Annotated in this window: 10 protein-coding genes; 1 reads left to right on the top strand and 9 read right to left on the bottom strand. The window is 71.0% G+C overall.

Features of this window, described 5'->3' with window-relative positions:
- From I0Q12_RS32375 to I0Q12_RS08120, 8 genes are all read right to left on the bottom strand, one after another.
- A partial coding sequence (locus tag I0Q12_RS32375; protein ID WP_231610261.1) for a TetR family transcriptional regulator occupies positions 1–163 on the bottom strand: 163 nt, incomplete at its 3' end.
- 55 nt (positions 164–218) lie between these two features.
- A complete protein-coding gene (locus I0Q12_RS08150) occupies positions 219–1,004 on the bottom strand; it encodes an enoyl-CoA hydratase family protein (protein WP_197251454.1) in 786 nt (261 codons plus the stop codon).
- A 63-nt stretch (positions 1,005–1,067) separates the two neighbouring features.
- Positions 1,068–2,228 (bottom strand): acyl-CoA dehydrogenase family protein, encoded by a 1,161-nt coding sequence (locus I0Q12_RS08145; RefSeq protein ID WP_197251453.1) that lies wholly within the window; start codon positions 2,226–2,228, stop codon positions 1,068–1,070.
- Complete coding sequence (locus I0Q12_RS08140) at positions 2,225–4,249, bottom strand: biotin carboxylase N-terminal domain-containing protein (RefSeq protein ID WP_197251452.1); 2,025 nt, start codon at positions 4,247–4,249, stop codon at positions 2,225–2,227. The genes I0Q12_RS08145 and I0Q12_RS08140 overlap by 4 nt, the downstream gene beginning before the upstream one ends.
- 7 nt (positions 4,250–4,256) lie before the next feature.
- Positions 4,257–5,855, bottom strand: coding sequence for an acyl-CoA carboxylase subunit beta (locus I0Q12_RS08135; RefSeq protein WP_197251451.1), 1,599 nt, complete (start codon positions 5,853–5,855; stop codon positions 4,257–4,259).
- Positions 5,852–7,000, bottom strand: a complete 1,149-nt coding sequence (locus I0Q12_RS08130) for an acyl-CoA dehydrogenase family protein (RefSeq protein ID WP_197251450.1) — start codon at positions 6,998–7,000, stop codon at positions 5,852–5,854. The genes I0Q12_RS08135 and I0Q12_RS08130 overlap by 4 nt, the downstream gene beginning before the upstream one ends.
- A complete protein-coding gene (locus I0Q12_RS08125) occupies positions 6,997–8,712 on the bottom strand; it encodes an acyclic terpene utilization AtuA family protein (RefSeq protein ID WP_197251449.1) in 1,716 nt (571 codons plus the stop codon). The genes I0Q12_RS08130 and I0Q12_RS08125 overlap by 4 nt, the downstream gene beginning before the upstream one ends.
- Positions 8,709–9,500, bottom strand: a complete 792-nt coding sequence (locus I0Q12_RS08120; protein ID WP_197251448.1) for a TIGR03084 family metal-binding protein — start codon at positions 9,498–9,500, stop codon at positions 8,709–8,711. The genes I0Q12_RS08125 and I0Q12_RS08120 overlap by 4 nt, the downstream gene beginning before the upstream one ends.
- Before the next feature lie 116 nt (positions 9,501–9,616).
- Here I0Q12_RS08120 and I0Q12_RS08115 point away from each other — a divergent pair, with 116 nt between their 5' ends.
- Complete coding sequence (locus tag I0Q12_RS08115) at positions 9,617–10,510, top strand: DMT family transporter (RefSeq protein WP_197251447.1); 894 nt, start codon at positions 9,617–9,619, stop codon at positions 10,508–10,510.
- A 70-nt stretch (positions 10,511–10,580) separates the two neighbouring features.
- Here I0Q12_RS08115 and I0Q12_RS08110 read toward each other — a convergent pair.
- Positions 10,581–11,365: LysR substrate-binding domain-containing protein (locus I0Q12_RS08110; RefSeq protein ID WP_197251446.1), on the bottom strand; the 785-nt coding region annotated here is incomplete at its 5' end.

The raw sequence follows: 11,365 nt of genomic DNA, 5'->3' as shown, positions 1-11,365 counted from the left end.
CGCGGGACACCCCGGCGGCCTGCTGGATCCGTACGGTGGTCGCACGCGAATATCCGTGCGCGACCAGGACTTCGACAGCGGCATCGAGAATCGTCGTACGGGTGGCGCGGCTGCGTTCCTGCTCCGCGCGTCGTCGGCTGTCGTCGCCCTGCCCTGTGCTCATGCCTGCACTGTTCCTCACGGAAGCCCGCTCGATCAAAAGCACCGCGCCGACCGCTTCACATCCGCGTCCACGACGGGCGCCGGCGCTGCAGGAACGCCGTCACCCCTTCGACCGCCTCCTCGGAACCGAACAGACGCGCGGACTGCGCGGCCAGCTCGTCGCCGTATCGGTCGAAGTCCGCGAGCATCCGCATCGTGGTCAACCGCTTCGACTCGGCCAGGCCCTGCGGCGAGCACTCGGACAGTTCTGCCAGCAGTTCGTGCACGGTCCCGTGGGGATCGTCCGTCTCCATCGTCACCAGGCCGATCGCGACCGCTTCCTCCGGGCCGAACCGTTCGCCGGTGAGGAAGTACCGGCCCGCAGCCCGCTGGGACAGGCGGGGCAGCACGGTCAGGGAGATGATCGACGCCGCGAGCCCGAGTCTGACCTCGGTCAGCGCGAAGGTCGAGCGCGGTCCCGCGACGACGATGTCGCACGCGCCGACCAGCCCCATCCCCCCGGCCCGCACGTGACCGTCGATCACCCCGACGACCGGTTTCGGCAGTTCCAGGAACGCCCGCAGTAGCGCCGTCATCTCCCGGGTACGTTCCGCGGCCGCCTCGACGGGGTTGTCCGCCGCCTCGCCGAGGTCGGCTCCGGCACAGAATGTTCCGCCGGTGTGGGTGAGGACGACGGCGCGGACGCCGGGATCGGACGCGGCCGTGTCCAGGCCGCGACGCAATTCGTCGAGCATGCGCGCCGACAGTGCGTTGCGGTTGTGCGGTGAGTCGAGCGTCAGTCTCGCGAAGCCGCGCGACGTCTTGTACCGCACGTACGGCTCGGATCGTTCCGGATCGGCCACCACCACTACCTCCTCTACCTCCTCACTGAAGTCTCCCTGTTCCGGCGGTCCCCCGCTGCGGCTTCAGTACGACTTCGGCAGCCCCAGGGAATGCTGCGACACGAAGTTGAGGATCATCTCCCGGCTCACCGGAGCGACCCGCGCGATGCGGGCGGCACCGAGCAGCGACGCGAGGCCGTACTCCTGGGTGAGGCCGCCACCGCCGTGGGTCTGGATCGCCTGGTCGAGCGTCTTGATACTGGCCTCGGCGCCCGCGTACTTCGCCATGTTCGCCGCTTCCGCGGCACCGAAGTCGTCACCGCTGTCGTACAGGACGGCGGCCTTCTGCATCATCAGCTTGGCGAGCTCGAGTTCGATCTTGCACTGCGCCAACGGATGCGCGATGCCCTGGTGCGCACCGATGGGGTCCTTCCACACGGTGCGTTCCCCGGCGTAGCGCACGGCCGCGTCGAGGGCGTAGCGGCCGAGCCCGACCGCCATCGCCGCACCGAGGATGCGTTCGGGGTTGAGCCCGGCGAACAACTGCATCAGTGCCGCTTCCGGTTCACCGACCAGGGCGTCGGCGGGCAGTCGCACGTCGTCGAAGAACAGGGTGAACTGATGGTCGGGTTCGATGATGTCCATTTCCATGGGCGTCTTGACGAAGCCGGGGGTGTCCGTGGGCACGATGAACAGGGCCGGGCGCAGCTTGCCGGTCTTCGCGTCCTCGGTCCGGGCGACGACGAGCACCGCGTCGGCCTGGTCGACACCGGAGATGAAGATCTTGCTGCCGTGGAGGATCCAGTCCTCACCGTCACGCTTGGCGACGGTGGAGATCCTGTGCGAGTTCGATCCCGCGTCGGCCTCGGTGATCCCGAACGCCATGATCTTCGAACCGTCCGCGATGCCCGGTAGCCACTGCTGCTTCTGCGCGTCGGTGCCGTACTTGGCGATGATGGTGCCGCAGATGGCGGGCGACACGACGACCAGCAGCAGCCCGCATCCCTTCGCGGCGAGTTCCTCCTGCACGAGCGCCAGTTCGTAGATCCCGGCGCCACCGCCGCCGTATTCCTCCGGCAGGTTCACACCGAGGAAGCCGAGTTTCGATGCCTCGTCCCACAATTCGGTCAGCGGCTCGTGGCGGCGGGCCTTCGGCAGCACGTAGTCGACGTAGTTGTAGCGTTCGGCGAGCGCGGCGACCGCGGCCCGCAGCTGCTTCTGTTCCTCGGTTTCGATGACACTCATGCCTGTTCTCCTTCTACGGTGTGCGCGTCCGGCTCGGTGACAACGGCCAGGAGCGCGCCGACGGCGACCTGCGCGCCGACGGTGACGTTCAATTCGGTGAGGACCCCCGAGGTGGGGGCGGTGATCGTGTGTTCCATCTTCATCGCGTCGAGCCACAGGATCGGCTGCCCGGCGGTGACGGTGTCGCCGACCTCGGCGCCGAGGCGGATCACCGCCCCGGGCATGGGTGCGAGCAGCGACCCCGCGGCGACCTGCGTCGACGGATCGGTGAAGCGCGGGACCTCGCGCAGCCGGACCGGTCCGAGCCCCGAATCGACGTGCACCGCATCGGCGTAGCGCGCGACCCGGAACTCGCGGCGCAGCCCGTCCAGTTCGAGTACCACCCGGTCGGGCCGGAGATCGAGAAGGACGACCGTCTCGAACCCGATGTCGAACCCGGCCGTGTCCAGCCCGGTGCGGCCGAGCCGGTAGCGCACCTCGTGCTCACCGAGATCGCCGGTGAACGTCTTGACCTGCGGTTGCGACGGCAGGTTCCGCCATCCGCCGGGCAGACCCGCGTTCACGGACGCGGTGGCGCGGCGGTGCGCGGCGTCGGCGAGGGCCGCGGCCAGCGCCGAGACCGCCTCGGCCTGCCGGTCCGCCAGCGGAGCCGACAACACGTCGAGCCCGTGCGTGTCGAAGAACGCGGTGTCGGTGTCACCGGCGAGGAACGCCGGGTGCCGCAGCACGTTCACCAGCAGGTCGCGGTTGGTGCGCACCCCGTGCACCTCGGCGGAGGCGAGGGTGGCGGCGAGCAGCCGTGCCGCGACCGCGCGGGTCGGCGCCCGGGAGACGACCTTGGCCAGCATCGGGTCGTAGTGCACCCCGACCTCGGTGCCGTCGACGACGCCGGAGTCCAGTCGCACCCCGGTCTCGCGCAGCACCGCGAATTCGGCGGGCGCCGTGGGCAACGCGAGCCGATGCACCGTGCCGGACTGCGGCTGCCAGTCGCGCGCCGGATCCTCCGCATAGAGCCGCACCTCGATCGAATGACCTCGGACCGCAGGCGGTTCGGGATCCAGCCGGCCTCCCGCTGCGATGTGGAGCTGCAGGTCCACGAGATCGAGGCCGGTGGTGCATTCGGTGACCGGGTGCTCGACCTGCAGGCGCGTGTTCATCTCCAGGAAGTAGAACTCGCCCGCCTGCCCGTCCGCTCCGGTTCCCGTGGCGAGGAATTCGACGGTCCCGGCACCCTCGTAGCCGATGGCGGTCGCCGCGAGCCGCGCCGCCTCGAACAGACGCTCCCGCATCCCGGGCACGGCCTCGACGAGCGGCGAAGGCGCCTCCTCGACGACCTTCTGGTGCCGCCGCTGGATGGAGCATTCGCGCTCGCCGACCGCCCACACGGTGCCGTAGCGGTCGGCGAGGACCTGCACCTCGATGTGCCGGCCGGTCTCGAGATAGCGCTCGCAGAACACGGTGGGGTCGCCGAACGCGGCCTGAGCCTCGCGGCGGGCCGCGGCCAGTTGACCGTCGAGGTCCGCGAGGTCGCGCACCACCCGCATGCCGCGTCCGCCGCCTCCGGCGGATGCCTTGACGAGCACGGGCAGGTCGGCGGCGGTGACGGCGGCCGGATCGAGTTCGGCGAGGACCGGCACCCCGGCTGCGGCCATGAGCTTCTTGGCCTCGACCTTCGATCCCATCTGCTCGATCGACGCCGGCGGCGGCCCGACCCACGTGAGTCCCGCGTCCTGCACACTCCGGGCGAATCCGGCGTTCTCCGAGAGGAATCCGTATCCGGGATGCACGGCGTCGGCGCCGGCGGCGATCGCGGCCTCGACGATCCGGTCGCCGCGCAGGTAGGTGTCGGCCGGGGCGTGCCCCGGCAGGCGCACGGCGACGTCGGCATCATCGACGTGCGGGCTGCGGGCGTCGGCGTCCGAGAACACCGCGACGCTCGCGAGGCCGGTGCGGCGGCAGGTCGCGAAGACCCGGCGGGCGATCTCGCCGCGGTTGGCCACGAGCACACGGGACACTGTCATCGCGGCCTCACATCCGGAAGACGCCGAAACCGTCGGCGCCTTCGATCGGGGCGGTGGCGATCGCCGACAGGCACATCCCCACCACGGTTCGGGTGTCCCGGGGGTCGATGACGCCGTCGTCGTAGAGACGCCCGGACAGGAACATCGGAAGCGATTCGGCTTCGATCTGCTGCTCGATCGCGGCCCGCATCGCCTCATCGGCGGCCTCGTCGAACGCCTGGCCACGCGCTTCGGCAGCGGCACGACCCACGATCGAGACGACACCGGCGAGCTGCGCCCCGCCCATCACGGCGGATTTCGCGCTGGGCCACGCGAACAGGAACCGCGGATCGTACGCGCGCCCGCACATCCCGTAGTGCCCTGCGCCGTAGGAGGCGCCGATCAGGATGGAGATGTGCGGGACCGTCGAGTTGGAGACCGCGTTGATCATCATCGCGCCGTGCTTGATCATGCCGCGTTCCTCGTATTCCCGGCCCACCATGTAGCCGGTGGTGTTGTGCAGGAACAACAGTGGCGTGTCCGCACGGTTCGCGAGCTGGATGAACTGCGCGGCCTTCTGCGATTCCTCGTTGAACAGCACCCCGCGCGCGTTGGCGAGGATCCCGACCGGGAATCCGTGCACCTGCGCCCAGCCGGTCACCAGCGACGAGCCGTACAGCGGTTTGAACTCGTCGAAGTCGGAGTCGTCGACGAAGCGGGCGATCACCTCGCGCGGGTCGAACGGCTTGCGCAGATCCTCCGGCACGATCCCGAGGAGTTCCTCCGGATCGTGGCGTGGTTCGCGGACGCCGGGGCGCGGAGCCGGACCCTGCTTGCGCCAGTTCAGCCGCCGGACGATGTTGCGCCCGATGCGCAGCGCGTCGTATTCGTCGACGGCGAGATGATCCGCGAGACCGGAAGTGCGCGCGTGCATTTCGGCACCACCGAGGGACTCGTCGTCGGACTCCTCACCGGTGGCCATCTTCACCAGCGGAGGGCCGGCGAGGAACACCTTGGACCGCTTCTCGATCATCACGACGTGGTCGGACATCCCCGGCATGTAGGCGCCACCGGCGGTGGAGTTCCCGAAGACCAACGCGATGGTGGGGATCCCGGCCGCGGACAGGCGCGTGAGGTCGCGGAACAACCGCCCGCCCGGGATGAACACCTCCTTCTGGGTGGGCAGGTCGGCGCCGCCGGACTCGACGAGCGAGATCACGGGCAGGCGGTTCTGCAGAGCGATGTCGTTGGCGCGCAGACTCTTACGCAGAGTCCACGGATTGCTGGTGCCACCGCGAACGGTGGGATCGTTGGCGGTGATCATGCATTCGACGCCCTCGACGACGCCGATCCCGGTGACGATGCTCCCCCCGACCGGGAACTCGGTGCCCCACGCGGCCAGCGGGGACAGCTCCAGGAACGGCGAGTCCGGGTCGATCAGCATTTCGATGCGTTCGCGCGGCAGCAGCTTGCCCCGCGCGCGGTGCCGCGCGACGTACTTCTCGCCGCCGCCGGCGAGGGCCTTCGCGTGCTCGGCGTCGAGTTCGGCGAGTTTGGCGGTCATCGCCTCCGAGGCCGCGCGATACTCCGCCGATGCCGGGTCGATCCGGGTGGTCAGGACGCTCATCCGTTGTACCCCAATCGTTTCGCGGCGAGCTCGGTGAGGATCTCGGAGGTGCCGCCGCCGATGCCGAGGATGCGCATGTCCCGGTACTGGCGTTCGACTTCGGATTCGGCCATGTAGCCGAGCCCGCCGAACAGCTGGACGGCCTGGTTCGCGACCCATTCACCCGCCTCGACGGCGGTGTTCTTGGCGAAGCACACTTCGGCGATGAGGTCGCCGTCGCCCTCCAAGGAGCGTTCGACGACGCGCCGCGCATAGACGCGGGCGACGTCGATGCGGCGGGCCATCTCGGCGAGGGTGCGTTGCACGGACTGGCGGGTGATGAGGGGACGGCCGAAGGTTTCGCGGTCGCGGCACCACGCGACCGTCAGATCGAGGCAGCGTTGGGCACCGGAATAGGCCTGCGCGGCCAGGGCGATGCGTTCGGCGACGAAGGCCATGGCGATCTGCCCGAATCCGGTGTTCTCGGGGCCGACCAGGTTCGCGGCGGGGACCCGCACGTCCACATAGGACAGTTCGGCGGTGTCCGAGGCGCGCCAGCCCATCTTGTCGAGCTTACGGGACACCGTGAATCCCGGTGTGCCCTTTTCGATCACGAGCAGGGACACCCCACCCGCTCCGTCGCCGCCGGTGCGCACGGCGGTGACGACGAAGTCGGCGCGGCATCCGGAGGTGATGTACGTCTTGGCACCGTTGACGATGTAGTGGTCGCCGTCGCGGACGGCGCGGGTCGTCAGGTGCCCGACGTCGGAGCCGCCTCCGGGTTCGGTGATCGCGAGCGAACCGATCAGGTCCCCCGCGAGCGTCGGCGCGACCCACCTGCGGATCTGGTCGGGATCGCCCGCCGCGATCAGGTGCGGCAGCGCGATGCCGGAGGTGAACAGCGACGCGAACGCACCGCCGGAGGCGCCGGCCTCGTGGAACGCCTCGCAGATCGTCAGGGTGTCGGCCGCGTCGCCGCCGGACCCCCCGACCGATTCGGGGAAGCCGGCGCCGAGCAGCCCCAACGCGGCGGCCTTCTTGTGCAGGTCGCGGGGCAGTTCACCGTCACGTTCCCAGTCCGCGAGGTGCGGCAGGATCTCGCGTTGCACGAAGCCGGTCACGGTCTCGCGCAGAGCGGTGCGTTCGGGGGTGGTCCAGATGCTCACGCGGTGGCCTCCAGCAGGGATTCGGGAATGTCGATGTACCGGGCGCGCAGCCATTCGCCGAGGCCCTTGGCCTGCGGATCGAATCGGGCCCCGGAGGCGACACCGCGCCCGAGGATGCCTTCGACGACGAAGTTCACCGCTCGCAGGTGCGGCAGCACGTACCGGGTCACGGTGAGCGGCCGCGTCTCGGGCAGCAGTTCCTTCACGGCGTCGACGGTGAGGACGTGGACGAGCCACCGCCACTGGTCGTCGGTGCGGACCCACACGCCGATGTTGGCGTCGCCGCCCTTGTCGCCACTGCGGGCCCCGGCGACGGTGCCGAGCGGGACGCGGCGGACGGGTCCCGGCGGCAGCGGATGCGGCAGGTCCGGTTCGGGCAGCGGCTCGAGCGGGCAGGTGGGCGTCACCGGTTCGATCGCGACCGCGGTTCCGTCCGGCAGCACCGCGGTGTGCGGGACCAGACCGGCGTCGACGTAGGCGGCGGTGTACACGCCGTAGGGCGCGCCGTTTCCCGGCGGCGCGGTGAGCGAGAAGCCGGGATAGCTTGCGAGCGCGAATTCGACTGCCACGGAAGAGAATGCGCGTCCCACCACGTTCGGGTCGCGGTCGCGGGCGGTGCAGCGCAGCAGAGCGCTCGCGGCTTCCTCGGTGTCGGCGTCGGGGTGGTCGGTGCGGGCCAGGGTCCAGTCGAGTTCGGCGGGCCGGACGGTCAGGTTCGCCTCGACCTGCCGCCGGGTGAGCGCGGCCTTGGCCTCGATGTCGAGTCCGGTGAGCACGAACACCGCTTCGTTGCGGAACCCGGCGAGCGAGTTGAGGCAGACCTTGAGCGTCGGCGGCGGCGCTTCACCGCGCACCCCGCTGATGCGGACCCGGTCGGGTCCGTCCTGGGTGAGCTGCGCGGTGTCGAGCCGCGCGGTGACGTCGGGTCCGGCGTAGCGACCGCCGGTCACCTCGTAGAGCAGTTGCGCGGTGACGGTACCGACGGTGACCGCTCCCCCGGTGCCGGGATGTTTGGTGATGGTCGAGGAGCCGTCGGCGGCGATCTCGGCGATCGGGAAGCCGGGGCGGTCCAGGTCGTCGATCTCGGTGAAGAACGCGTAGTTGCCGCCGGTGGCCTGGGTGCCGCACTCGATCACGTGCCCGGCGACGACGGCTCCGGCGAGCGCATCGAAATCGTCTCGGGCCCAGCCGAAGTGCGCGGCCGCAGGCCCGACGATGACGGAGGCGTCGGTGACGCGCCCGGTGACGACGATGTCGGCACCGGCCTCGAGACATCGGACGATGCCCCATGCCCCGAGGTAGGCGTTGGCGGTCAGCGGTGGCGGGTCGGCCGCGAACCCGAGTTCGCCGACCCGGCCGACGAGATCGTCGCCCTCGACGTGCGCGACGGTCGCATCGACGCCGAGTCGCCCGGCCAGTTCGCGCAGCGCGGCCGCCAATCCCGACGGGTTCAGACCGCCGGCGTTGGTGACGATCCGGACGCCCTTGTCGAGCGCGAGTCCGAGACAGTCCTCGGCCTGACGCAGAAATGTCTTGGCGTAGCCGAGATTCGGATCCTTCATCCGATCGCGGCCGAGGATCAGCATCGTCAGTTCGGCGAGGTAGTCGCCGGTCAGATAGTCGAGGTCGCCGCCTTCGAGCATCTCCCGCATCGCCGCGAGCCGGTCACCGTAGAAGCCCGAGCAGTTGCCGATCCGCACGGGTGCGCTCATCGGGCCGCCCGGCTGTCGCGGCCGGCGCCGGGCGGGCCCGCGAACGTCTGGGCCAGGTCGAGCCAGGCGTCGGCCTCGGGGCCGGTGGCGACGAGCGCGGTGTCGCCGCGGTGCACCCGCTGGGTGACGAGACGGCAGAAATCGAGAGCCGGTCCGGTGACGGACTGGGCGGCGTCCGCCGGTCCCCATTCCCAGACGGTGCCGTCGGGGGCGTCGAGACGGACCCGGAACGGTTCGGCGGGCGGGGTGCGGTCGTGCACGACGAAGGCGAAGTCGCGGGTGCGGACGCCGAGGTGCGCGACGTGGCGCAGCCGCGCGGTGGGAGTGCGGGTGACGCCGAGTGCGTCGGCGACGTCGCCGCCGTGCGCCCAGGTTTCCATGAGCCGGGCCGTCGCCATCGACGCGGCGCCCATCGGCGGGCCGTACCAGAGGATCTTGGTACCGGCCGGGACCGCGGCGAGGGCGTCGGCGAGTTCGCGGCGGGTGGCACGCCAGTCGGCGAGCAGTTCCGCAGGGGGTCGGGCGGCCAGCTCGGCGGCGCCCTTGTCGACGAATCCGGTCGGGTCGGCAAGAGCGTCCTGCGCGGCCGCGACGAACGCGTCGGGGTCGCCGATCGCGAGGAGCGCCGCCCGGTCGGTCCACAGCAGGTGACCGATCTGGTGGGCGACGGTCCAGCCTTCGGCCGGCGTCGGTGTGGCCCACTCGTCGGCGGGAAGGTCCGCGACCAGGGCATCGAGGTCGTCGCCCTCGGCGCGCAGGTCGTCCAGAAGCGTGCGCAGCTCCGTCATGAGTCCAGCGTCACACGCCGTCCGCCATAAATCAAGCATTCGTGATTGTTTTTTGTCGCACGTGGTCGGCGACCGCTGGTTAGGGTTCGCAGGGAGCGTCGGACAGTGGAGGCCACATGCGATACCCGGAGCCGGCGCGACGCGCGGTGCCCGTCGCCGCGGTTCTCGGATCCGTGCTGTCGATCCAGTTCGGCGCCGCGTTCGCCAGCACCCTGTTCGATCGGGTCGGGGCGGCCGGCACGGTCACCCTGCGCCTGGTCATCGGCGCAATCGTGCTGTGCGCGGTGGCCCGGCCGGCGTCGATGGCGCGGTCGACGACGCGCGCGGCGGCGCGGCGGTGGACGCGCGCCGAGTGGCGCGGGGTGCTCGCGCTCGGGGCGAGCCTGGCGGTGATGAACGCGTTCTTCTACGAGGCAATCGCGCGGCTGCCGCTCGCCGTCGCCGTGACCATCGAGTTCCTCGGGCCGCTGACGCTCGCGGCCGTGCTGTCGCGTCGTCTCCGGGACGGGCTGTGGGTGCTGCTCGCGCTCGCCGGTGTGGTGTTGCTCGGCGTCGGCGGGAACGGGTTCGACTCTGCGGCGCTCGACCCGCTCGGTGTCGCGTGCGCGCTGGTCGCGGCCTCGGGGTGGGCGTGGTACATCGTCGCGGGTTCGCACGTCGCGACGAACCTGGCCGGAACGGCGGCGCTCGCCGGGGCGACGACGGTCGCGGCGGTGGCCGTGCTGCCGTTCGGCGTCGCCGCGGGCGGTACCGAACTGCTGTCCCCCGGCATTCTCGCCGCCGGCTTCGGGGTGGCGATGCTGTCCTCGGTGATCCCCTACTCGCTGGAGATCCGCGCGCTGCGTGATCTGCCGAAGGGGGTGTTCGCGATTCTCATTGCCCTCGAGCCCGCGGCGGCGGCACTGGCCGGGTCGGTGGTGCTGGGGCAGTTCGTCGACCTCCCGGCGGCGGTGGGGATCGCGTTGGTGATCGTGGCCGGGGTGGGGGCACTGCGCGGGTCGCGCATATGAACCCCGTGCGGGTCGCGCGGGTGATGCACCGCGCTGCTGTCTTATCCGTCGGCGGTTGTTTCGCCGGCGATCACGACGCCCGCGTCCGCACGATCATGCGCACCAACTCCCCCGCCGGGCCGGCCAGCGCGCGCGGCGGACGCCACACCGCGCGCAGCGTGCGGGACAGGTCCAGCCCCTCGATCTCGACGACCCGCAGTTCTCCCGACGCGAGGTGGTCGGCAACGGCGAGGGTGCTGAGCACCGCCGGGCCGACACCGCTCAGGACGCTGGTGCGCACCGCGGCGCCGCTGCCCAGCTCGAGCAGCGGGGCGGGCCGGTCGTACTCCTCGAGTGCGAGATCCAGGGTGCGCCGGGTGCCCGAGCCCTGTTCCCGCACCACGAGCGGGGTCGCGGCGAGTTCCGCCACGGTCACGGGGCGCCGGCGCCGTACCCACGGATGGTCCGGGGTGACGACCACGACGAGGCGGTCCCGGGCGACCTCGACGCTGTGCAACCCCTCCGGCACGGTGGGCCCCTCGACGAATCCGACGTGGACGCGACCGTCCGCGACCGCGTCGCACACCTGCATGGAGTTGTGCACCTGCAGCTGGATCTGCACGTCGTCGCGCACCGCCCGGAACCGGCCCAGCCATCGCGGGATGAGGTGTTCGGCGACGGTCATGCTGGCGGCGACGGTCAGTTCGGCGTGCCGCTCGACGCGCAGCGCGTCGGCGGCGTCGAGGAGTTTGCGGACGTCGTCGAGCGCTTCCCGCGCCCAGTGCGCGACGACGGTTCCCTCTGGGGTGAGCGACGATCCGGCGCGTCCCCGCCGCACCAGCCCGGTGCCGAGTTGCTGCTCGAGCCGTCGCAGGG

Source organism: Rhodococcus sp. CX (genome assembly GCF_015865005.1).
GTDB lineage: Bacteria > Actinomycetota > Actinomycetes > Mycobacteriales > Mycobacteriaceae > Rhodococcus.
This window is presented reverse-complemented; position numbering and strand designations above follow the sequence as displayed.

What these genes read in the sequence shown, in the direction of transcription:
- I0Q12_RS08135 (WP_197251451.1), bottom strand. Translation starts at nt 5,855, where the DNA reads ATGAGCGTCCTGACCACCCGGATCGACCCGGCATCGGCGGAGTATCGC.
- I0Q12_RS08140 (WP_197251452.1), bottom strand. Translation starts at nt 4,249, where the DNA reads ATGACAGTGTCCCGTGTGCTCGTGGCCAACCGCGGCGAGATCGCCCGC.
- I0Q12_RS08125 (WP_197251449.1), bottom strand. Translation starts at nt 8,712, where the DNA reads ATGAGCGCACCCGTGCGGATCGGCAACTGCTCGGGCTTCTACGGTGAC.
- I0Q12_RS08145 (WP_197251453.1), bottom strand. Translation starts at nt 2,228, where the DNA reads ATGAGTGTCATCGAAACCGAGGAACAGAAGCAGCTGCGGGCCGCGGTC.
- I0Q12_RS08115 (WP_197251447.1), top strand. Translation starts at nt 9,617, where the DNA reads ATGCGATACCCGGAGCCGGCGCGACGCGCGGTGCCCGTCGCCGCGGTT.
- I0Q12_RS08120 (WP_197251448.1), bottom strand. Translation starts at nt 9,500, where the DNA reads ATGACGGAGCTGCGCACGCTTCTGGACGACCTGCGCGCCGAGGGCGAC.